The 22,839-nt window shown below is 69.8% G+C and carries 16 protein-coding genes; 5 read left to right on the top strand and 11 right to left on the bottom strand.

All coding sequences use genetic code 11. The annotated features are described in order from the left end of the window. The first annotated feature begins 67 nt into the window (after positions 1-67). Complete coding sequence (locus DDF62_RS14890; protein ID WP_116489819.1) at positions 68-1,219, top strand: lactonase family protein; 1,152 nt, start codon at positions 68-70, stop codon at positions 1,217-1,219. Here DDF62_RS14890 and DDF62_RS14885 read toward each other — a convergent pair. Both DDF62_RS14885 and DDF62_RS14880 read right to left on the bottom strand, forming a co-directional pair. Beyond that, positions 1,216-1,896: an HTTM domain-containing protein gene (locus DDF62_RS14885; RefSeq protein WP_116489818.1), complete on the bottom strand. Its 681-nt coding sequence runs from the start codon at positions 1,894-1,896 to the stop codon at positions 1,216-1,218. The genes DDF62_RS14890 and DDF62_RS14885 overlap by 4 nt on opposite strands. Beyond that, positions 1,893-2,318: a hypothetical protein gene (locus DDF62_RS14880; RefSeq protein WP_116489817.1), complete on the bottom strand. Its 426-nt coding sequence runs from the start codon at positions 2,316-2,318 to the stop codon at positions 1,893-1,895. The genes DDF62_RS14885 and DDF62_RS14880 overlap by 4 nt, the downstream gene beginning before the upstream one ends. Before the next feature lie 142 nt (positions 2,319-2,460). On the opposite strand from DDF62_RS14880, the gene pip reads away from it, so the two are divergent. Further along, entirely contained in the window at positions 2,461-3,552 is a 1,092-nt protein-coding gene (gene pip, locus DDF62_RS14875) for a prolyl aminopeptidase (protein WP_116489816.1), read from the top strand. Between the two features lie 110 nt (positions 3,553-3,662). Here pip and DDF62_RS14870 read toward each other — a convergent pair whose 3' ends face one another. From DDF62_RS14870 to DDF62_RS14845, 6 genes are all read right to left on the bottom strand, one after another. After that, positions 3,663-3,887, bottom strand: coding sequence for a hypothetical protein (locus DDF62_RS14870; RefSeq protein WP_116489815.1), 225 nt, complete (start codon positions 3,885-3,887; stop codon positions 3,663-3,665). A 1-nt stretch (position 3,888) separates the two neighbouring features. Beyond that, the gene (locus DDF62_RS14865; protein WP_244286829.1) at positions 3,889-5,469 is read right to left on the bottom strand and encodes a carboxylesterase/lipase family protein; all 1,581 of its coding nucleotides are present in this window, start codon (positions 5,467-5,469) and stop codon (positions 3,889-3,891) included. Between the two features lie 9 nt (positions 5,470-5,478). Further along, positions 5,479-7,674: a beta-glucosidase family protein gene (locus tag DDF62_RS14860; RefSeq protein WP_116489814.1), complete on the bottom strand. Its 2,196-nt coding sequence runs from the start codon at positions 7,672-7,674 to the stop codon at positions 5,479-5,481. Between the two features lie 13 nt (positions 7,675-7,687). Continuing rightward, a complete protein-coding gene (locus tag DDF62_RS14855) occupies positions 7,688-9,664 on the bottom strand; it encodes a glycoside hydrolase family 3 protein (protein WP_116489813.1) in 1,977 nt (658 codons plus the stop codon). An 82-nt stretch (positions 9,665-9,746) separates the two neighbouring features. After that, positions 9,747-11,936 carry a TonB-dependent receptor gene (locus tag DDF62_RS14850; RefSeq protein ID WP_116489812.1) on the bottom strand — a complete coding sequence of 730 codons (2,190 nt, stop codon included), beginning with the start codon at positions 11,934-11,936 and terminating at the stop codon, positions 9,747-9,749. Between the two features lie 321 nt (positions 11,937-12,257). Next, a complete protein-coding gene (locus tag DDF62_RS14845; RefSeq protein WP_116489811.1) occupies positions 12,258-13,277 on the bottom strand; it encodes a LacI family DNA-binding transcriptional regulator in 1,020 nt (339 codons plus the stop codon). Between the two features lie 403 nt (positions 13,278-13,680). On the opposite strand from DDF62_RS14845, the gene DDF62_RS14840 reads away from it, so the two are divergent. Together DDF62_RS14840 and DDF62_RS26490 are read left to right on the top strand one after the other, a co-directional pair. After that, positions 13,681-14,415 carry a response regulator gene (locus tag DDF62_RS14840; protein WP_116489810.1) on the top strand — a complete coding sequence of 245 codons (735 nt, stop codon included), beginning with the start codon at positions 13,681-13,683 and terminating at the stop codon, positions 14,413-14,415. Beyond that, the gene (locus DDF62_RS26490) at positions 14,412-16,460 is read left to right on the top strand and encodes an ATP-binding protein (RefSeq protein WP_116489809.1); all 2,049 of its coding nucleotides are present in this window, start codon (positions 14,412-14,414) and stop codon (positions 16,458-16,460) included. The genes DDF62_RS14840 and DDF62_RS26490 overlap by 4 nt, the downstream gene beginning before the upstream one ends. Before the next feature lie 387 nt (positions 16,461-16,847). Here DDF62_RS26490 and DDF62_RS14830 read toward each other — a convergent pair whose 3' ends face one another. Both DDF62_RS14830 and DDF62_RS14825 read right to left on the bottom strand, forming a co-directional pair. Further along, positions 16,848-19,610, bottom strand: a complete 2,763-nt coding sequence (locus tag DDF62_RS14830) for an exo-rhamnogalacturonan lyase family protein (protein ID WP_116489808.1) — start codon at positions 19,608-19,610, stop codon at positions 16,848-16,850. A gap of 114 nt (positions 19,611-19,724) precedes the next feature. After that, positions 19,725-20,870 carry a pyridoxal phosphate-dependent aminotransferase gene (locus tag DDF62_RS14825; protein ID WP_116489807.1) on the bottom strand — a complete coding sequence of 382 codons (1,146 nt, stop codon included), beginning with the start codon at positions 20,868-20,870 and terminating at the stop codon, positions 19,725-19,727. A gap of 109 nt (positions 20,871-20,979) precedes the next feature. Here DDF62_RS14825 and ybaK point away from each other — a divergent pair, with 109 nt between their 5' ends. Next, positions 20,980-21,453, top strand: coding sequence for a Cys-tRNA(Pro) deacylase (gene ybaK, locus DDF62_RS14820; RefSeq protein WP_116489806.1), 474 nt, complete (start codon positions 20,980-20,982; stop codon positions 21,451-21,453). 126 nt (positions 21,454-21,579) lie between these two features. Here the strand turns inward: ybaK and dusA are convergent, their stop codons facing one another. Then, a complete protein-coding gene (dusA, locus tag DDF62_RS14815; protein ID WP_116489805.1) occupies positions 21,580-22,641 on the bottom strand; it encodes a tRNA dihydrouridine(20/20a) synthase DusA in 1,062 nt (353 codons plus the stop codon). Positions 22,642-22,839 lie beyond the last annotated feature (198 nt).

Here is a 22,839-nt window from a genome sequence, read left to right as displayed (position 1 = left end):
AAGAAACCCGAGTGGTCTTATCGACGCCTCCTGCAAAGCCTGACAAGCGTGGGTGGAGGAGACGCCGATGACCGATTCCAGACACGGCTTGCCCACCCGCCGCGCGGTCGCCGCCGGCGCGCTGGGCCTGATGGCCGCCCAGGCGGCGCGAGCGGCCTCGCGGAACGAACGGCTGGTCTATGTCGGGACCCAAGCAGACCAGGACGGCCAGGGCGTCTTCGCCGCACGACTCGACACCGCCACCGGCAAGCTGACTCCGATCGGCGTCGTCGCGCCCCTTCAGCGCCCGACCTGGCTGGTCGCCCATCCGGCCCTGCCGGTGGTCTACGCCCTGAGCGAAACGGGTTACGGCCCCGGGGAACAGGGCAAGGTCCATGCGCTGAAGGCCGATCCGGCGACCGGCGCCCTGACCGTGTTTTCGACGGTCGCCTCGGGCGGCGGCGGGCCCGCGCACATGTCGCTGGACGGCGAGGCCGGCGGCCTTCTGGTCGCGCACTACGGTGACGGCCACGTCGCCGCCCTGCCCGTGCGCGCCGACGGCGGGCTGGAGGCGCCGGCATCGGTGCAGGCCAATACGGGCTCGGGTCCGGGTCCCCAGCAGCAGGGGCCCCACGCCCACGCGGTGCTGGTCGATCCCTCGAGGCGTCTTGCTTTGGTCGCCGACCTCGGGGCCGACCGGATCTTCGTTCACCCCTATGACGCCGCCACCCGGCGCCTGGGACCGGCAGGCGACGCCTCGACCGACGTGCCGCCCATGACCGGGCCGCGTCACCTGGCCATCCATCCCAACGGCCGCTTCGTCTATCTGCTCAGCGAGATCGAGCCGGAGATCCGAACCTATCGCTGGGAGGCTGGCCGGCTCGTGCTCGTCCAGGCCTTGCCAGCCGGCGGCATGCCGCCCGTCAACGGCGCGGAGGTCGCCGTCAGCACCGACGGTCGCTTCGTCTACGTCTCGATCCGGGTCGAGGACGTCATCGGCGCCTATGCGGTCAACGAGACGACCGGCGCCCTGCTGCAGGGCGAGCGCATCCCATCGGGCGGCAAAACGCCATGGAGCTTCGCCATAGATCCGTCCGGCCGCTGGCTGCTGGCGGCTAATCAGGGCTCCAACACGGTGACGGTCCTGGCGCGTGATCCGTCATCGGGACGTCTTGCCGCCACCGACCAGTCGGTCGCCGTCGATCGTCCGACCTGCCTCGCCTTCCCCGCCTGGGGCTAGAACAGCCGCTGCTGAAGCCAGAGGATGGCCGGATAGGCCGCCAGCCAGGTCCAGAAAAAGCGGTTGAGGCCGAACAGGCAGGCATTGGCCAGATGGAAGGTCGCAGCGATAGCGAGGCCCACCATCAAAGACGCCTGTGAGATCATGGTCAGCGGAAAGACCAGCTCGAACAGCATCACCGCCCATGACATGGCCAGAAGCAGGCCCGGCCGACCTGACCAGCCGCGCAGGTTCTCGGCGACGGGATAGGCCGAGAAGGCGAACACCTGGCGCAAGGCCACGCCCTTGCGCCAGTCGGGGTTCACGATCTTCACCCAGCCCGAGATGAAATAGGACAGCATCAGCTGCACGCCGAGATAGCCGAAGGCCAACTCGCGCCACTGATCGACGGGCAGAACGCGCGCCAGCATCACGCACCAGAGGGCCAGCAGCCCCAGCCGATCGCTGCCGCCGTTATAGGGTCCCCGGAAGCGCTGGAGGATCAGCAGCGACAGGCCCGCCAAGGCAACCAGCGACCAGGGCGAGGCGACGCCCGCGACGACCAGCCCGCACAGGACGATGCGCGCGCCAAACAGGATACGCTCGCGGCGGAAGGCCCGCAGGTGCTCCAGGCTCTGCTGGGCCAGCGCCAGGGCCAGCAGCACCTCTGTCAGGCGAAGGGCGTGGTCGAAACTCATCGCACGTCGATGTCCGCCCGCAGGCGCGGCGCGGCCTGGTAGAGCACCTCGCGCTCGCCCGTCGGGTCGATGAACAGCAGCCGGAACGACAGCCACGGCGGCGCGTCCGACCGCGCGGCGAGATCAGCGGCGACCCGGCGGAAAATCTCGTCCTCGCCGTGGGCCGTCGGCTCCTCGACCAGGCGCTCGGCGCAGCTGACCAGATAGAGACTCTCGTTCCAGCGCGGGTTCCAGAACAGGCGGCCCAGCATGGCGACCGGCGACAGGCGTTGCGGGCGCGGGCGGAATTCGGTCCAGGCGTCCAGGGCGGCGTCGCGCGTCTCGGCCAGGGCGTACTCGACGCGCGGCGAGGCGGAGATGACGTCGAAGAAGTTCCACGACGGGACCAGCGCCGGAAGCAGCAGCGAGAAGGGATTGGGCATGGTCCCTCCTCTGGGGTTGGGGCGAACCGGTGGGGTACGCGCACGCTCCGATCCTGTCGAGGGCCGCCGATTTTGACTTGCGGTCGCCGGTGACGAGCGCATCTAAACGGCACGGGCGAACAGCCTCACGAAAGGTCGAGTTATGAATTTCTCGCGGTTGCGGACCACCAGCAAGGTGACTGGTGAGTGGAAGTACGATCAGCCCATCGCCAACAAGAGCGGCCTGTTGCAGGTCGACACCGCGCCCGACCACAAGCTCTATTGGGAAGAATACGGCAATCCGGACGGCGAACCGGTGATGTTCCTGCACGGCGGCCCCGGCGGCGCCTGCGCCCCGCCGATGGCCCGGTTCTTCGATCCCAAGCGCTATCGCGTGATCCTGTTCGACCAGCGCGGCTGCGGAAAGAGCGAGCCCACGGTCGCCTCGGCCGGCCCGCAGGTGGCGCTGACCAACAACACCACCGACCACCTGGTCGACGACATCAACAGGCTGCGCGACGCGCTGGGGATCACCGGCCGCATGCACGTGTTCGGCGGCAGCTGGGGCAGCACCCTGGCGCTGACCTACGCCATCCGCCACGCCGACAAGGTCGCCTCGCTGATCCTGCGCGGCATCTTCCTCGGCGCGACCGAAGACCTGCTCTACATGTACCAAGGCAATGCGGCGGCCTTCACCAACACGCCCTACGCCCTCACCGAGCCGGGCGCCTACATCGCCTACCCCGACGAGTGGAAGGCCTTCGTCGAAGTGATCGCGGTCGAAGAGCGCGGCAACATCATGGGCGCCTACAAGCAGATCTTCGACATGGTCCCGACCAGCGAGGCCGAGCGTCAGCGCCAGCTCGAGGCGGCCGTGGCCTGGTCGGTCTGGGAAGGCACGATCTCGAACATGATCCCCGACAACGCCGACGCGGGTAAGTTCGGCGAGGCCGACTTCGCCCTCTGCTTCGCTCAGATCGAGGCCCACTTCTTCGCCAACGGCCTGTTCCTCGAGCCGGACTACATCGTGAAGAACGTGGACAAGCTGAAAGGCCTGGACATCCACATCGTCCACGGCCGCTTCGACCAGGTCTGCCCGCTGTCACAGGCCTCGCGCCTGGTCGCGGCCCTGGACGAGATCAGCGCGCCGCCGGCCAGCTACGTGAAGACCGACGCCGGCCACAGCGCCATGGAGGGCCAGACCGTGCTGGCGCTGACGGCGATCATGGACGGGCTGCCGAAGATCAGCGGCTGACACGCCGAGCGAAAACCTCGCCCTTCGACAAGCTCAGGGTGAGGTTTTCTAGTGACCCGCCGCATCAATGGCCCTCATCCTGAGCTTGCCGAAGGACGGGGGCCAAGCACTCACGCCGCCCGCCTTCCCATCTCCCCGCACATCCGCCGATAGCGCTCCAGCAGCCGCTCCAGGGTCGCCTGCTTGACCGGACGGCCGTCGCGCAGCTTGACCCAGGTGGTCTCGCTGATGCCGAAGGTCTCCTGCAGGCAGGCCTTGGTGGCCGCTGGCAGGGCGCGACGCAGCGCCTGGAAGGTGTCGCGGTCGATCACCGCATCGGCGAGACGGGCGGCCATGTCACTGGCCCGCCGGCTTGGGGGTGGTGGCTCTAACGAGATCCAACCGCGCTTTCAGCGGATCGGCGCCCGCCGTCACCCCGTCGTTGGTGAAGTCGATGATCGCATCGCCGGCCGCGTCGTACCTGGGCCAAGCCGGCAAGCCCGCAGGCTCCGGCGCGCCCTTGACGGCGAAGGCGATCCAGTAGGCGTGGGCGGCCTTGGCGGCGGCTGCATCGGCCGGTGTCAGGGCCGCGCCGTAGCGGGCGTCGACGGTGTCGAACACGAACGGGATCTCGGTGGCGTGCGGGGCGCTCCACCATTCGTGACGCTGGCTTTCGGCCACGTAGGAGAAGCGGAACGACCACACCGGCGCGCCCTGCGCCGACAGGGTGCGGGCCACCTCGCGAGCCGGTTCGATGAACATCCGGTCGCCGGCGGCTTTCCAGCCATAGACCTTGATGTCGCCGTCGCCGGTCGGGTCGTAGAGCGTCTCGGCCTCGGCCCGCCGCTCGCCGAACGGGGCGAAGACCTGGTCGCGCGTGCCGCCGAAGAAGAAGCCGTCGGCGCCGGTGGCCCCGACCATCACCGGCATCTTGGTCCATTCGCCGGCGGCGAAGGCGTCGAGCACCGGCTTGGTGACGATCCTGCCGTCGACCATCGGCCCGCCGTTCCAGGTGGGCACGCCGGACGTGGCCATGTTCAGGCCGTCGACCACCGCGTCGGCCGGCAGGGCGCGCAGAGCGGCCAGGGCCTCGGGCCCCTCCCCCGTCACGCCGGCCTTGGCGGCGAAGGCGACGCCGACGCTCTCGGCCGAACGCTCGCCCGGCGCGGCCTTGATCGGCAGCGAAGGCAGAAGGCGCGGCCGGCCGCCGCCCGACTGAATGATCGCCTTATGAAACAGGCCCTGCGCCAGGGGAGTGGTCAGCAGGGCGTTGACCGACATGCCGCCGGCCGACTCCCCGAAGATGGTCACGTTACCCGGATCGCCGCCGAAGGCCTCGATATTGGCCTGCACCCATTTGAGGGCCGCGATCTGGTCCATGAAGGCGTAGTTGCCCAGCAGGCCGCCATCGGCGTTCTCGGCCGACAACGCCGGGTGGGCGAAGAAGCCGAAGCGCCCGACCCGATAGTTGAAGCTGACCAGCACCACGCCGTCGCGGGCGAAGCGGTCGCCGGCATAGACCGACGGCGAAGAGCCGCCGTTGACGAAGCCGCCGCCATAGATCCAGACCATGACCGGCTTCCTGGCCTTGGCCTTGATCGCGTCCTTCGGCGTCCAGACGTTCACATAGAGGCAGTCCTCGGCCGGCTGGACGCCCAGGGGGGCTGCGTCGCCCGGGAACGGGTTCTGCGCGCAGTCGGGACCGTATTCGGCGGCCGAACGGACGGCGGTCCAGGCCGCGGGGGCCTGGGGCGCGCGCCAGCGCAGCGGACCGACGGGCGGCGCGGCGAAGGGCACGCCCTTGAACGCCGCCACCGTCCCGCTCTCGACGCCCTCGACGGGTCCGGCGGTGGTCTTGACCACCGGACCGGCGGCCAGGGCCGGCAGGCCGATGGCCAGCGACAGGGCCAGGCCCGAAACCAGAGATCTCATCACCATGCCCTTCCCTTACGGCTTCAGCGTCCGGGCCTTGACCTTGGCCCCGCCCTTGAGGGCCAGGTCCGTGGCCGAAGCGCCGACGGCCACCTGATAGTCGCCGCCCGTGACGACCCAGCGACGGCCCTTGGCGTCGAAGCTGGCCAGCAGGCGCGGGTCAGCGGTCAGGGTCACGCGGCGGGTCTCGCCCGGCTTCAGCGACACCTTGTCGAAGCCGATCAGGCGCTGCAACGGCTTGCCGGCCGCGCCGGTCAGATAGACCTGCGGGGCGTCCTTGCCCTCGACCTTGCCGGTGTTGGCGACGTCGAAGCTGACGGTGACCGACTGGCCGCCCTCGACCTTCAGGTTCGAATAGGCGAACGAGGTGTAGGACAGGCCATAGCCGAACGGGAACAGCGGCTTGTCGCCGGTGGCGGCGAAGCGGCGGTAACCGACGTCGGCGCCCTCGGTGTAGTTGACGTCGAACCGGGTCTTCTCGGGCACGCCGCGACCCGGCAGGGCCTCGCGCGGGTATTGGCCGAGCGAGGCCGGGAAGGTCACCGGCAGGCGGCCCGACGGATTGACCGCGCCGAACAGCACGTCGGCGATGGCCTCGCCGCCCTTGGCGCCGCCGTACCAGGCCTCGACCACGGCGCCGGCCTCATTCAGCCAGGGCATCGAGACCGGGCCGCCCGTTTGCAGCACGACGATGGCGTTGGGGTTGGCGGCGACCACGGCGGCGATCAGCTCGTCCTGGCCGTTGGGCAGGGAGAGATCGAAGGCGTCCTCGCCCTCGCCCATCCACTGGTTGCCCATCACCACCACCACGTCGGCGGCTTTAGCCGCAGCGACGGCCGAGGCGACGTAGCGGCCGTCGTCGAAGGTGACCTTGGCGTCCGGCGCGGCCTTGCGGATGGCGGCCAGCGGCGAGGAGCCGTTGAAGTACTGGCTGCGGAAGGCGCCCATCATGCCCTCGCCGCCCAGCGGCACGACGCGCTTGGCGCCCCCGGGAGGCACGACCTGCGAAGAGCCGCCGCCCGACAGCACGCCGGCGTCGGCGTGGCCGCCGATCACGGCGATAGTCTTGGCGGCCTTGGCCAGCGGCAGCAGGCCTTCGCGGTTCTTCAGCAGCACGATGCCTTCGGCCGACGCCGCGCGCGAGATCTCGGCGTTGGCGTCATAGTCGATGGCGCCGCCCGGGGTCACCGGCTTGTCGAACAGGCCGGCGGCGAACATCGAGCGCAGGATGCGGCGCGTGGCGTCCGACAGGCGCGCGGCCGGGATCTCGCCCTTCTCGACGGCGGCCTTCAGCGGCTCGCCGAACCAGATCTTGGCGTCCAGCTGCTCGCCCGACTGCTGGTCCAGCCCCTTGACGATGTAGTCGGTGGCATGGACCGCGCCCCAGTCCGACATCACCCAGCCCTTGTAGCCCCAGTCGCCCTTCAGCACGTCGTTCAGCAGGTGCGGGTTGCCGCAGCTGTAGTCGCCGTTGACGAGGTTGTAGGCGCACATCACAGAGCCCGGCTGGCTCTTTTCGATGGCGATCTGGAAGGCCAGCAGGTCGCTTTCCCGGTGCGCGGACTCGTCGATCACCGAGTTGGCGAAGTGGCGGCTCGTCTCCTGGCCGTTCAGCGAGAAGTGCTTGATCGTCGAGACGATGCCCTGGGCCTGGATGCCGTTGATCTGGGCGGCGACGAGGTTGCCGGCCAGCCAGGGATCCTCGCCCAGATACTCGAAATTGCGGCCGTTGCGCGGGTCTCGGGCCAGGTTGACGCCGCCGGCCAGCTGGACGTTGAAGCCTTTCGCACGAGCTTCGCGGCCGACCACCGCGCCGCCGTCATAGGCCAGCTTGGTGTTGAAGGTCGCCGCCAGCGACAGGCCGGAAGCCAGGGCCGTGGCCCCGTCGCCCGGTCGCACGCCCAGTGGGTTGGTGACGCCGAGACTGGCGTCGCTCTCTTCCAGGGCCGGCACGCCCAGGCGCGGAATGCCGGGGATGTAGCCGGCCGAGCCGATGGCGCCCTCGGGCTTCTTGATGCCGAAGATCGGCATCGACATCGGGCCGTGGACCAGGCCGATGCGCTCGTCGAGGGTCATCTCCTTTTCCAGCAACGCCGCGCGCTCGTCGGGCGAGAGCTTGGTGTTCATCCACGGCTGGGCCGTTTGGGCGTGGGCCGCGCCGGCGGCCAAGCTCAGGGCCGCGATGCTGGCGGCGGTCGTCATGCGGATCATGGTGGCGGTCCCCCTAGTAGGTCAGGCCGTAGTGGATCGGGTAGAGCGGCTTTTCGCTGTCGTGCGGCGCGTCTTCGGCCTGGGCTTCGACGGCGGCCATCGACGAGGGCAGCTCGAACGGCAGCCTGCCGCGCGCCTTGGCCTTTCCGGTCAACGCATCGAGCAGCGCTTCGTCGCTGGAGCCGAAGTCGCCGACCAGGGCGGCGGCCTTGTCGCGGACATTGGTCAGGATGGCGGGACGGTCGAGATAGACGCTGACGATGGTCGGGACCTTGGCCGAGGCGGCCTTGATGGCCTCGTAGTCGGCCGCGCCGTCCTTGAACGACAGGTCGCCCTCGTGCTGGCGCACCCCGAAGGTGTAGTTGGGGTGCAGGGTCTCGAACGGCGTCTCGACGCGGATGATGGCGAGATCCGCCTGGGCCAGATCCGTCACCGGCGTCAGGCCGTAGGCCTTGGCGACGTCGGGCGAGACGCCCTTGAGCCAGACCTTGCGGCCGGCGGCCTTCAGCGGCAGCAGGCCGTTCTTGTTCTCCAGCAGCGTCAGGGCCGCGCTCTGGGCCGCCCTGCCCTCGGCGACGAAGGCCTTGGCGCCGGCGATGGCGTCGGCGGCCTTGGGGTCGACATAGGGGTTCTCGAACAGGCCCTGCTCGAACTTGACCAGCAGGATGCGCTTCACGGACTCGTCGATGCGGCCTTCCGTGATCTTGCCGGCCTTCACGGCGGCGACCAACTCGGCCGTGTCCTCGACGCCGCCGAACTGGTCGAGGCCCGCGTTCACGCCCTTGGCGTAGCGGTCGACCTTGGCCAGGTCCTCGACGCCCCAGGCGGTGGAGAACCCCTCGAAGCTGGGCGTCACGCCGGCCGGGAAGCCGTCGCGGCAGGTCTCGCCGCAGTCGTTGGTGATGGCCCAGTCCGACAGCACGATCCCCTTGAAGCCGTGCTTGCCCCGCAGCAGGTCGGTCAGCAGCTGCTTGGAGAAGCCGGCGGCCACCGGCTCCAGCGGCTGCCCCTCAAGCGCCACGTCCTGAAGGATGGCGTAGGTCGGCATGACGCCGACGACGCCGGCCGCGAAGGCCTCGTCGAACGGCTTCACGTGCAGGTCGAATTGTCCTTTGGGGAAAACGGCATAGCGGCCGTAGCTGTTGTGGCCGTCGAAGCCCTTGGCCGAGGCGCCGTAGCCGACCCAGTGCTTGACCACGGCCGACACGCCGCCGGTCGCGAGGCCTTTGTCGCCGCCCTGGAAGCCCTGGACATAGGCCTTGGTCATCTTGCCGACCAGATCGGCGTCCTCGCCGAAGGTGCCGTTCGTGCGCGACCAGCGCGGTTCGGTCGACAGGTCGGCCATCGGCGACAGGGCCTGATGGATGCCGACGGCGCGGTACTCCTGGCGGGCGATGTCGCCGAAGCGCCTGGTCAGGGCGGCGTCGCCGATCGCGGCCAGGCCCGGGGCCTCGGGCCACTGCGAGAAGCCGCCGGGCGCGACGCTGGCGCCGGCCGTGAACTGGAAGTGGTGACGCGGGTCGGTGCTGATCGTCGCCGGCACGCCCAGGCGGCCCTTCTCGGCGATCGCCTGGATGGCGTTGTTCTGCTGCGCCAGGAAGCTGGGAGCCCCGGCCAGGCGGGTGATGAAGGTGGTGACGTGACGGTCCACGACCAAGGGCGCGGCCTTGGCCATGTCGTAGCCCGAGCCGATCCCGGCCACGCCCATCGGGCCGGTCGCCGGCAGGGTGCCATGCATCATCTGGCCGGCCTTCTCGTCCAGCGTCATGCGCGCGGTCAGGTCGGCGGCGCGGACTTCGGGTGAAAGCCGCCAGTCCTCGTATGGCGACAGCTTTCCGTCGCGGTCGAGGTCGCGGAACTTCAGCCCGTCGACGGTAATGGTCTTGCCCTCGCGCACGCCCAGCTCGGGCTGCTTGGGCGCGGCGTGGGCGCCGCCGCCGAGCACTGTCGCGGAGGCAGCCAGGAGCAGAAGGCGTCGTGTGAGGATCATCGGCTAAACTCGCTTGGCTACACGAAAAACAAAGATGCGCCCGACGGGCAGGATCCGTCGGGCGCGAGGGGGAGTGAGGTGGTTAGAAGGTCACGCCGAGGCGCAGGCCGTAGGTGCGCGGCGGGGCGTAGAATTCGCCGGCGCCGTTGGTGGCCAGGCCCGTGGTCGAGTTCGGCGCCGAGGCGGTGCGCACGTCGTCGTCCTCGAGGTTGCGGACATAGCCTTGCAGGGTCCAGCGATCGTCGGGGCTGGCGTAGGTCAGGCTGACGTCCGTCTTGGTGAAGGCGCCTTCCTTGTTCTCGGCGAAGCCGTGGTACTCGAGGTTCTTGCTGGTCTCGTAGTGGGTCTGGATCCGGCCGGTCAGGGCGCCGCCGAAGCTGGGCTCCCAGATGTGCTGGTAGCCGAGATTGAAGGTCCACTCGGGGGTGCGGGCCATGCGGCAGCCCGAGAAGTCCGTCGAGCGCGGAGCCGCCGCCGCGTAGTTGGCCGTGTAGCAGGCCGCCACCGCGGCGTTGGCGTTGTTGTTCGAGAACGAGTCCCCGCGCGGCAGCACGAAGTCGGTGTATTCGGCGTGCAGCCAGCCCAGGGTGGCGTCGATCCGATCATGCTCGGTCAGCGCCAGGTTGGTCTCGAACTCCAGGCCGTAGATCTTGGCCTTGTCGGCGTTGAGGGTGACCGTGGCGTCCTGGCCGCCGATGGTGCCCAGGGCGCTGACCTGGAAGTCGCGGTAGTCGTAGAGGAACGCCGTGGCGTTCACCTGCAGGCGGTTGTCGAGGAAGCGGTTCTTCACCCCGGCCTCGTAGGAGGTGATCTTCTCCGGCGCGTAGACGTTGTCGGCGATGCCGTCGTAGTAACCGCCCGCCTTGTAGCCCGTGGCGACGTTGGCATAGAGCATCGAGGTCGAGGTCAGGTCGAAGTCGGCGCCGATCTTCCAGTTGGTGGCGTCCCACTTGGCGTCGGCGACGTTGGCCACCACCGTCGAGACGATCGCACCGGCGGAGTTGGTCAGGTAGGTGCCGCCCACCCGTCCCTTCTTGTCCTCGGTGTAGCGCAGGCCGCCGGTGACCCGGAACCGGTCGGTGACCTCGTAGGTGGTCTGGCCGAAGACGGCGATGCTCTCGGCCGTGATCTCCGGCTGGATGAAAGACAGGTACGAGTTGTTCGCCAGGAAGACGCGGAAGTCGACGTTGTTGTCCTCGGTGAAGCGATAGAGGCCGACCACCCATTTCAGCTTGCCGGCGTCGCCGCCCAGGCGCAGTTCGTGCGACCAGGTGTAGTCCTTGCCCAGGAAGTAGTTCGGCGCGCCGGTGCTGGCGTTCTCGCCGGTGCGGTCGAGCTTGGAGAAGTTGTAGCCGACCAGATAGGTCAGGTTGGCGAAGCCCAGGTCCCAGTTGGCCTCGGCGCCGGTGCTGAAGAAGCGGTTGTTGCGATAGAGGTTGGTCGAGCAGTAGCAGGACCACGGATCGCCGGTGACGCGAGTAGTGCCGTAGGTGCCGTCGCCGCCGCCCGCGCCGCCCTGGTGCAGGTAGTCGGCGTTGAGGACCAGCGAGAAGTTGTCGCTGGGCTTCCACAGCACCCGCACGCGGGCCGACTTGTCGTCCTGGTCGTAGCGGTCGTTGCCGCCCGTGCCGGGGCCCTGGTTGATGGCGTTGACGTAGCCGTCGTGGCGGCTCTGCTGGAACGAGGCGCGCACGGCCAGGGTGTCGCCGATCGGCACGTTGATCAGGCCAGAGGTGGTGACGGCGCTGTAGTTGCCGACCTCGATCGAGCCCGCGCCCTCGTACTCGCCCAGCACCGGCTTCTTGGTGATGACGTTGATCGCGCCGGCCGTGGCGTTGCGGCCGTACAGCGTGCCTTGCGGGCCGCGCAGCACTTCGACCCGATCGATGTCGTAGAACAGCGCGCCGACCGAAGTGGAACGGGCCTGGTAGATGCCGTCGATGTGATAGGCGACGGCGGGGTCGCCGACCTCGGTGGTGTTGGTGCTGCCGATGCCGCGCAGGAAGACCTGGGCCGCGCCCGAGCCGCTGGAGGTGATCTGCAGGGCCGGAACCTGGCTGGCCAGGTCGACGACGGTCTTGACCCCTTGGGATTCCAGCTTGTCGCCGGTGACGGCCGAGACGGTCAGCGGCGTCTTCTGCAGGTTCTCGCTGCGCCGCTGGGCGGTGATGACCACCTCGTCCAACGCCACCGGAGCGTCCTGGGCGAAGGCGACGGGCGCGTTGAAGCACACGACCGCCAGGGCGGCCGACGAAAGTAGCATGGTGCGCATGTGTTTCCCCTTTCCTGCGCGGACCGGAGGGCGGCGCTGACGCGTCGTTCCAGCCAGGATCCCGGCGCCGCGGCGGACGTCGGGCGATGTTTCCTCCACCCCTTGTCCCGGGGTTTGAGCTCCGTTTCGTCTCGGAATGTCCCGATGACGACAACGTTGTCGTAAATTGACACCACGATACGACAACGTTGTCTATGCCGTTTTCAAAAGACACCGCTGTCTAGATTTTTATGCCGAAAAATGCAGACTATAGGAGATCATGATTATCGAAAGGCGCGACATTTCGCGCATAATCAACCTCAACCCGCCCGCGAGTTACCGCTAGCGCGAGGTCGAGGATCCCCGCTCGACGATGTGGTAGTCGAGCTGCCGAGCGGCCGTGCGGCTGCGGAAGCGGGGGTCGCCGAATCCTTCGATCAGCATTTCGGTCGCCGCCTCGGCCATCTCGGCGATCGGCTGGTGGACCGTGGTCAGGCCCGGCCAGGACGACTCCGCCAGCGGACCATCGTCGAAGCCGACCACCGACAGGTCGGTCGGCACGGAGAGCCCTCGCTTCGAGGCCGCCGACAGCACGCCCATGGCCATGGAGTCGTTGGCCGCGAAGATCGCGGTCGGGGGCTCCGGCAGGCCAAGCAGCCGGTCCCCCGCCTCAAGGCCCGACAGCGGCATGAAGTCGCCGGGCGAGATCCATTCGGGCTTCACCCGCTGGCCGCGCTCGGCCATGGCGGTCATGTAGCCCTCGCGACGACGGCGGGCCGAACCATGGTCGGCGGGCCCGTCGATGAAGCCGATGCGGCGATGACCCAGATCCCAGAGGCGGGCCGTCATGTCGTGGGCCGCCTGCTGGTCGTCCATGAAGACGTAGGGCGAGCGGCCGAAGTCGCGGTCGGGGGCGACGCGCACGTAGGACAGGCCCTGGGCCTCGATGATGGCCAGGATCTCCGGGTCGTCGCAGACCGGCGGGGTCAGGACGAGGCCGTCGAAGCGACCGGCCTTCAGGGCCTGCTCCAGGCCCGGCCCCCTCGCCTGCCCCGGATCGTCGACCTGCTCGATGACCATGTGATAGCCGGCCCGGCGGCAGGCGCGCATGGCCCCCACCTGGACCTCGCCGACATAGTGATAGGCGCCGACCCGCATGAACACGACGCCGATCAGGTAGCTGCGGCGGCTGGACAGCGAGCGGGCCGAGACGTTGGGCCGGTAGCCGAGCTTCTCGATCAGGTCCTCGACCCGCGCGCGGGTAGCCGGACCCACGCCCTCCTCGCGGTTGATGACGCGCGACACCGTCTTGATCGAGACGCCCGCCTGCTTGGCGATATCGACGATGGTGATGTCGCTCATGCGCTCCGCTCGGCCCTCCGCGCCCGGCAGTCCGCGCGACGTCCTGTGGTAGCGGCCAGCCCAAGTTCCCCGCAAGTCTGGTACTGCGTATCGGCCGCCGCGCCGAACGATACAAGGCGGATACATAGCGACAAATTGCAGACGCGTTACACCGGCAAAGCTGGTCCATGGGCCAGGATCCGCAACGATTCCGTACTTTTCGGCGATCAACGCCGGGTGTTCGAATCGAAGAGGCATGTCCGCGCCGCAACCATGGAGCGGAACCTTGAGCCCGCCTCCCGCGCCAGTCGCCCCACCAGGCGCCCCCCAGGCGCCGCCGCGACGTCATGACGCGCGCCGCCGCCCGCTAGCCCAGCCCGCGCTCGGGACGCGGACGCCCTCGCCATGCCATAACCGGGAGCCGATGACCCCCGACGCCTCGATCACCGAGACCGCGACCGTCCTGCTCGTGGAGGACGACGACGTCCTGCGCCGCGAGATGGCCGCCTATCTCGGCGCCCAGGGCTATGCCGTGCGCCAGGCCGGCGCCGTCGAGGCCGCCCGCGAGATCCTGGAAGCCCACGCCGTCGACGTCGTGGTGCTGGACGTCAACCTGCCCGGCGAGGACGGCCTGTCGCTGTGTCGCCAGCTGGCCCGCCCCGACGGCCCCGCGATCCTGATGCTCAGCGCCATGGGCGAGGCCGTCGACCGGATCCTGGGCCTCGAGCTGGGCGCCGACGACTACGTGGTCAAGCCGATCCCGCCGCGCGAGCTGCTGGCCCGGGTCAAGGCCCTGATGCGCCGCCGAGCCGCCGCCGGCCCGCAGGGCCGCAATCCCAAGCGCAACACCTACGCCTTCGCCGGCTTCCGCCTGGACCTGTCGGCCCGGCAGCTGACGGCGCCGGGCGGCATGCTGCTGCTGCTGACGCGCGGCGAGCTGGCCATCCTTTCGCTGCTGCTCGACAACGCCCGTTCGGTGGTCTCGCGAGAAGACCTGCTGACCGTCATCCGCGGCGAGGCCGCCGAAACGGTGGGCAGGGGCGTCGACCTGCACATCAGCCGCCTGCGCCGCAAGATCGAGGCCCAGAGCGACCAGGAACTGATCAAGACCTATCGCGGCGTCGGCTACGTGCTGGACGCCAAGGTCGTGATCGAATGAAGCGCCTGATCGCCCAGCTGCGCCGCCCGGACGCGCCGATCGCCCTGCGCATCGTCTGCCTGCTGGTCGGCAGCCTGGTGGTCGCCCAGCTGGCCACCCTGGCCCTGACCCTGCTGCTGCCGCCCAAGCCGCCCGAACAGCACAGCCTGGCCGACATCGCCGCCGGCCTGAAGGGCGCCGCCATAGACACCGGCTCCAGCCGCCCCCTGGTGCGCACGGTCGAGGACGAGCCGCCCAGCCTGAACAGCCCCGGCTGGGTCGCCTCGGAGCGGTCCAGCGCCGACCTCGCCCGGCTGCTGAACGCCGATCCCGACGACGTGCGGCTGCTGTTCTACGCCCCGCCGCCGTTCGCCGGCGCCGGCGGCGGCGCTCCGCGCCAGCGCGCCGACGCCGCTCCTTCGCCCCTGACCTTCCTGTTCACCTCGTACGCTCAGGCCCAGCCGATGACCGGCCCCGGCGGGTTCCAGCGTCCGCCGATGCCGGGCATGCGCCCCTCGGTCGGTCCCGGCTCGGTGGGTATTCCCATCACCGCCACGCCCAGCATACCGATGTCCGGCGGGACCTGGCGTCCGGGGCGAGGGCCGCCGGGCGCGACCCGTTCCGACTTTCGTCCTCCAGGCGGCATGATCGGCGACGCGCGTCCCTCGCGACCGGGCCAGGCCTTCCAGGGCGCTCGTCCCGACGGCGGCGGCGGCGCCATGGCCGGACCGCCGCGCATGATCCCGCGCCTGCCGCAGCGCCTGTCGTCGGATCCGCTGTTCACCGCCCCGTTCCGCACCTCGACCTTCGTGGCCGTGTCCGAGCCGCGCGAGCCGGTAGCCGCGCCGCTGCCGCCGCCTCCGCCTCCGCCAGAGCCGATGGTCACCCACGCGATCGTCACGCCGCCGCCGCTGACGCCGCGCGCCAAGCCGGTCGTCGAGGCCGTCGCCGCCGCCCCGCGCCTGGTCGCCCCCGCCGCCGCGCCCAAGCCCGTCGTCGCGCAGGCCAAGCCCCAGCCGCAGGGCCGCGCCCTGCCCGCCCCCGTCGCCCGCGGCCTCTTCGGCCTGGCCCCCGCGCCCTATATCGAGGGCGACTTCGTGGCGGCCGTGCGCGTCGCCGACGGCCGCTGGGTGACCCTGCAACCCAAGCCCGAGGGCTTTCCCAACAGCTGGCAGCGCCGGGTGCTGCTGTGGTTCCTGGTCTCGTTCGCCATCGTCGGACCGGTCGGCTACCTCTTCGCCCGCCGGCTGGTGGCCCCGCTGGCCGGCTTCGCCGACGCGGCCGAAGCCCTGGGCCGCGACCCGTCCTCGCCGGTGCTGGCCGCCCACGGTCCGGCCGAGATCGGCCGCGCCGCCCGCGCCTTCAACCAGATGCAGGCTCGCCTGACCCGGTTCATCAACGACCGCACGGCGATGATCGGGGCCATCTCGCACGACCTGCGCACGCCGCTCACCCGCATGCGCTTCCGCCTGGAGCGGGCCTCGCCCGCCCTGCGCCGCGAGATCGGCCAGGACATCGACCAGATGGAGGCGATGATCAATTCGGTGCTGGCCTTCATGCGCGAGAGCGCCGAGGCCGGCGCCCGCCAGCACGTCGACCTGCGCTCGCTGATCGAGTGCGTGGTCGACGACGCCGAGATCACCGGCGGCGACGTGATGCTGGAGCCTGGAACCGCGCCGCAGGTCGAGATCGACGTGCTGGGCCTGCAGCGGGTGTTCACCAACCTGGTCGACAACGCGGTCAAGTACGGCGACAGCGCCCGGGTGCGCCTCTATGTCGACGGCGACGAGGCCGTGACCGAGATCCGCGACCGGGGCCCCGGCATGAGCGAGGACGAACTGGGCCGGGTGTTCACGCCGTTCTACCGCAGCGTGGCGGCCCGCACCTCGACCAAGCAGGGCGTGGGCCTGGGCCTGGCCACCTCGCGCACCACCGTCCGCGCTCACGGCGGCGAGATCAGGCTGTCCAACACCGGCGAGGGCCTGATGGCCCAGGTCCGCCTGCCGCTGGCCGTGCAGCGCGGCGGCGCGCAGGAGCCGCCGGCCATGCTGGAAGCGGCTGAATAAGACGCTCCCCCTGAAGGGGTACTTGATCGCGAAGGCGGCGGGTGCGTCGAAGTCATCAGGACCTTCCCCCTCCGGCCCTTCGGGCCACCTCCCCCTTCAGGGGGAGGATCTTTGGCGAGGAACCTCCCCCTCTGGGGGAGGCGGCCGAAGGCCGGTGGGGGGACGGTTTCAGCTTTCGGGGCGGTGACCGGTTTCGCAGTCACTCCCCCCACCGATCGCTGCGCGATCGCCTCCCCCACGGGGGGAGGTTCCTCTTGAGCGTCTCGCCACGAGGGCGCGGGAGGCAGATGTATTGGTGGGGGATGGCCGGCGCACCGGAAGCTGAAAACGCCCCCCCTCCGGCCCTTTGGGCCACCTCCCCCAGAGGGGGAGGATCTTGAGCTCCCCCTAGAACGTGTCCTTGCCCAGGTCCTGGCCGCGCTTGCCGGCGACGGGAAGGTTGGCGCGGGCTTCTTCCAGGACGTCGCCGATCAGGGCGAGGTTCTGGATGGTGGCGAGGCCCCATTGCGAGGACGCGTTGGTGGAGATGCGCGGGATCTCCTCCATCGGCTCGATGACGGCCGGGCCTTCGACGCGGCGCTTGCTGGCGATCGTGCCGACGCCGAGCCCTGCGTCGCCGCTGAAATATTCGCGCCAGGCCCGCTGGGCCAGGGCCGGATCCTTGCGGTGGAACGCGGCGTAGGCGGTCAGGCGCGAATGGCCTTCCTTGAGGTTGCGACCCTTGGCCGGCGCGCCGGTCTTGGCCCGGAACTCGGCGTCAGAGGCGTTGTAGAACTGGCAGTAGTCGAGCCAGGCCTCGCGGTAGCGCGGGTTGTCGATCAGCTGGAACAGCTCGGAATGGACCTCGACCGCGCCGAACACGGCGTTGAGGTGCGAGACGCTGACGGTCTCGCCCTTGCCCAGGAACCTGCCGGTCTTGAGGTCGAAGTCCGTGCCGCCGGCGAACCACTGCTGCTTCATGGCCGCGATGGTGTCCATGCCGGCCACGATGCGGTCGCGCCAGTGCTTGTCGCCGGTGCGCTCCCACTCGGTGAGCCAGGCGGCGGCAAACGCGCTCCAGCTGGTGCCGAAGCCCATGTCGACCACGCCCGGCGGACGCGAGGGCTGGGCGCCCGGCAGCTTGCGGCCGATGTCGACGCGGGTCAGGCTCTCGTCGGAGTCGATCAGGGCGTGCATCAGGTCGCCCACCCGCTCGTCGGCGGTCAGGTAGTAGTAGTAGCGGCGGTAGGCGGCGTTGGAGACCCGCGGCTGCTTGGAGCTGTCGGCCCAGTGCTGCACGCCGTGGCGCGTGCCCAGGCCTCGGTACGGGCCGATGTGGCACACATCCACTTCGCCGGTATGCCGGGTCATGGCCTCGGCCAGTCGGAAGACGTCGGCCCGGCCCGAGCGCACGAACGACAGCCACAGCCACAGGTCCGGCGACAGCTCGGAATTGGCCCAGGCGAAGCCGCCGATGTCGTAGCGCCAGACGTGACGGTCGCTGTCATAGGTGTGCATGACGTCGCCGTGGTTCCAGAAGCCGTACCAGCGGTGCTGCTCGACATCGAGCATGTAGAAGGCCAGCAGGCCGTCGTTCTGGTCTTCCAGCGCCCGGCGGGTCGGGGTGGAGCGATCGACCAGGCTCCAGTCGCCGAACACCTGGGCCGCCTTCAGCCGGGCGGGCGTGGCCACCAGACGCGGGGTCTCGCGCAGGCGCGCGGCCATGGCCGCGAAGTCCGTCCGCGACGGCGTCGAGGGCAGCGCCCAGAGGGTGATCTCGTTGGTGCGGGCGATGCCCAGCGGCCGGCCCCAGTTCTTTTCGTAGTCCTCGTAGGTGATCTCCAGGCCTTCGCGCTCGGCCGGGTGATCGTTCATGCCCAGGCCGTCGTGATAGAAGCGCAGGTCCATGGCCGCGGCGTCCGGCGACCACAGCCAGATCGTGAACTCGGCCGCCTCGGTGTGGGCGTTCCGGATATCCAGGCGCGTCGGGCAACGCTTCCAGAAGTCGGTCATGGCGAAGGCCACGCCGCCGCTGGCCCCGCCGATATAGCCCAGGCCCGTCGCCCGGCCGCTGGTGATGGCGTCGATCCAGCCGTGGCCCGGCTTGGTGCGCTTCTTGATCGAGAAGCCGTCGGAATTGGGCTGGCTGAGGGTGAAGTCGCCCCAGGCCGGGATCAGGTCGAGGCGCTTGGAGACGGTGGGAGCCATGCCTTCCAGCCCCGGCGTTTTCTGGCCGGCCACCTGGGCGTCGCGCCAGGCCTTGCCCGGGTCGCGGCGCAGGCCGGTGAGCGGACGGATCCCCTCGCCCCAGACGCCGTCGTTCTCGCCGGCGAAGCGGACGTGGCGGTCGTACAGCGGGTCGGTCATCGGCGCCTGGCCGACGAGGCCCAGGCCGCGGATGAAGTCGCGGTTCTCGTCGCCGTCGAAGACGAAGCTGTGCATGATCCGCAGCGAGCGGCCGCCGGCATAGACGTAGAGGCGCAGGGTGAAGGGCAGCCAGGCACGGCCCGCGCCGCGGTGCTTGCCTTCCAGCTTCACGACCGCGCGCACGGGGCCCTTCTGCTCGACGACGAGGCTTTCGATCTCGCCCTCGAAGCGGGTCTCGGCGACCGGGCCGCTCTCGAAGTCGGGCTTGTCCTGGGTCAGGGCGACGAGGCGCACGTTGCGGACGGTCTCGCGGCCGGCCACCGTGGCGCGGGCAATGATGTCGGCGCCCTTGCGCGGGATGGTCCAGGACTGCTCGCCACTGATGATCTCGACCGCGTCGGCGGTCTCGCGCACCGAGACGGCGGCGGCGGGCGCGGCGGGCTTGCCGGCGACGATCTTGAGGGTCTCGGCGCGGCCGGCGTCGGCGGGAATGGCGTGGCCGGTCCACTTCAGCGAGCCGTCGGGCCAGTAGGCCAGCGGCCAGGTCTGGACCGGAACGGCCTCGCCGTTGGCGCCGGTGATGGCGAAGGTCGCCTTGGCCTTCTGGGCGCCGCGCGGCCAGGGCAGGCCGAAGGTCTGGCCCTCGTGGGCGGCGGGCGGCGCGCCGTCCAGCCAGCGCACGCCTTCGGCGTCGAGGTTGGCGGGCGACTTGGGCGCGGCCTGGGCGGCTTGAACGGCGATCGGGGCGACCGCGCCGGCCAGGGCGGCGGTGCGCAGGAAATCGCGGCGGTTGAAAGGATCCATGGCGGTGCGCCCTCCCGTACCGGGGCGGTCGAGACGCCGCGCGAGCAGCCGTCGCCACCCTTTCATCACCGGAACGGGCGCAGCTTTATTCTCACATAATGGATAGTCAACGCATTATCTGGAATTTTGCGCCTGAGCTGCAAACCACGGTTGAATGCGCTGGAGCGCTTCGCGCACCTCTTGTGTCGAGACCGCGAAACTGAAGCGGATGAAGTGGCGGCCTTCGACCGGATCGAAATCCAGGCCGGGCGCGGTGGCCACGCCGGTCTCGCGCAGCAGCTTCTCGCAGAAGGCCAGGCTGTCGTCCGTCAGGTGGCCGATATCGGCCCAGATGTAGAAGGCGCCGTCGGGCGGGGCGATGGCGGTCAGGCCCAGCGACGGCAGGGCGTCGAGCAGCAGCTGGCGGTTGGCGCGATAGACGGCGACATGGCCCTCCAGTTCCTCGCGGGCGTCCATGGCGGCAAGGCCGGCGTGCTGGCTGAGCGAGGGCGCGGTCAGGAACAGGTTGCCGACGAAGGCGCGAGCGCGGGTCACGAGATCGCTCGGCGCGACCAGCCAGCCCAGCCGCCAGCCGACCATGCTGAAGTATTTGGAGAAGCTGTTGACGATCAGGGCCGTCGGCTCGAACTCCAGCATCGAGTGCGTGGGGCCGACATAGGACAGGCCGTGATAGATCTCGTCGGAGACGATGCGGATGTTCCGCTCGCGGCAGACCCTGGCGATCGCCGCCAGTTCGTCGGGCGGAATGATCGTGCCGGTGGGATTGGCCGGACTGGCGATGATCACGCCGGCCGGGGCCGGGTCGAGGGCGGCCAAGGCGTCGGCGGTCAGCTGGTAGCGGCTCTCGGGACCGCAGGCGATCTCGACCGGCGCCAGGTGCAGGGCCTTGAGGCTGTTGCGATAGGCGACATAGCCCGGGCGGGCCAGGGCGATGCGGTCGCCGGGCGTGAAAGCGCTGGACAGGGCCAGCACCAGGGCCGGAGAGGCGCCGCAGGTCAGGATGACCTGCTCGGCCTCGAGGGCGACGCCGTAGGTCTCCTGGTAGTGGCGGGCGATGCGGGCCTTCAGCGCCGGGCTCTCCCAATAGCCCATGCCGTCGCTGTCGAGCACCTGGTGGGCGCGGGCGATGGCGGGCGCGGGCGCGCCGGTCGAGGGCTGGCCGAACTCCATGTGGATGACCTGCGCCCCCTCCCCCTTCAGCTGGTGCGCCAGGCGGCTGATGCCGATGGCGTGGAAGGGTTCGATCTCGGCGCGGGTCATCTTGGAGCGGTCCGTCGGAAAACTTGGCCCGACTGCTAGACCTGTTCTGGGCTTTGCGCCATCAACCGGCGCGCAGTCGAGGGCCGGCGCGCAGTCGAGGGGAAGTCCGATGTCCAAGAGCACGCCCGCCACCCTGGCGCTTTCCAAGGCCGGCGTCGCCTTCGAGGTGGCGACCTACGACTATGATCCGGGCGCCGAGCGCGTGGGGCTTCAGGCCGCCGAGGCGCTGGGCGTGGATCCTGGCCAGGTGCTCAAGACCCTGATGGCCCAGGTCGACGGCAAGCCGGTCTGCGTGATCGTGCCGTCCGACCGCGAGGTCAGCATGAAGAAGCTGGCGGCGGCCTTCGGCGGCAAGTCGGCGGCGATGATGAAGCCGGCCGACGCCGAGCGCCTGACCGGCTTCAAGGTGGGCGGGGTCAGCCCGTTCGGCCAGCGCAAGAAGGTCCCGACCGCCATCGAGGACGAGGCCTTCGTGCTGGAGCGCGTCTACATCAACGGCGGCCAACGCGGATTGCAGGTTTTCCTGGCTCCAGCCGACGCCATGGCGGCGTCGGGGGCGATCCGCGCGGCGCTGGTGGCCTAGAACCGGTACGTCATGCCGACCTGGGCGACCGAGTCCTTGGCGTGGTCGCGGACCTCGGTTTCAGAAAGTCCCTTGCAGTCCCGTTCGGGCGGCGAGCCCGCAAGACCGCCCGGCAGTTCCCAAGGCTCAGCCGGCGGCGGGCTCGACCGTGTTCTGGACGTCACGGGCCTCGCGCTCCTCGACGGCGCGGCGGACGGCTTCCAGGGCCTTGTCGACGACTTCGATCCCGGCCCCCTCGCCCACGCCCTCGACGGTGAGGATCCGACGCCAGGCGCGCGCGCCGGGCAGGCCGTGGAACAGGCCCAGCATGTGGCGGCTGATCCCCGCCAGGCGCCAGCCCTCGGCCAGGCTGGCCTCGATATAGGGACGGTAGCGCTCGACGGCCTCGAAGGGCGTGACGTCGGGGACGTCCAGGCCGAACACCCGGCGGTCGACCGCGCCCAGCAGGCCCGCCTCGTGATAGGCCGCCCGCCCCAGCATGACGCCGTCGACGTGCTGCAGATGCTCCAGCGCCGCGTCGACGCCGGGCACGCCGCCGTTGATCGAGATGGTCAGGTCCGGGCGCTCGCGCTTCAGCCGGTAGACCAGCGGATAGTCCAGCGGCGGGACGTCGCGGTTTTCCTTCGGCGACAGGCCCTGCAGCCAGGCCTTGCGGGCATGGACGATGAAGGTGGTGACGCCGGCGGCGACGCACTTGTCCACCAGGGTGAACAGCGCCTCTTCCGGGTCCTGGTCGTCGACGCCGATGCGGCACTTGACCGTCACGGGAACCTTCACGGCGGCGGCCATGGCGGCCATGCATTCGGCCACCAGCTCCGGCTCGCGCATCAGGCACGCGCCGAACCGGCCGCTCTGCACCCGGTCGGACGGGCAGCCGACATTGAGGTTGATCTCGTCGTAGCCGTAGTCCTCGCCGATGCGGGCGGCGGCGGCCAGGTCGGCCGGCTCGGACCCGCCCAGTTGCAGCGCCACGGGATGCTGGTCCCGGTCATAGCCCAGCAGCCGCTCGCGATCGCCGTGCAGCACCGCGCCGGTGGTGACCATCTCCGAATACAGCAAGGCGCGCGACGACAGCACCCGGTGCAGCGACCGGCAATGGCGGTCGCTCCAGTCCATCATGGGGGCCACGGAGAATCTATGAGGTTGAAATTTCTGCGCTTTTTCAGCACTTTCAACGTGTTGGATCATCCGTTTTTCCGCCGATTGCACACGCCGATACGCCCCTTTTCGCCACTCTACGACCGCTGGCTGCGCATATAGCGCACACGAAAATGGCTACGCTGACCAAGCTGGCTTCCGGGTCCTGGAGAGCCCAGATCCGCCGGAAGGGCCGCTATATAATCGAGACGTTCGCTAAGCGCGAGGACGCGCGGCGATGGGCCACGG

Origin of the sequence: Caulobacter radicis, assembly GCF_003094615.1 — a bacterium.
GTDB classification, from domain to species: domain Bacteria; phylum Pseudomonadota; class Alphaproteobacteria; order Caulobacterales; family Caulobacteraceae; genus Caulobacter; species Caulobacter radicis.
The sequence above is the reverse complement of the archived record's forward strand: the minus strand, read 5'-3'. Positions and strand labels throughout refer to the sequence as shown.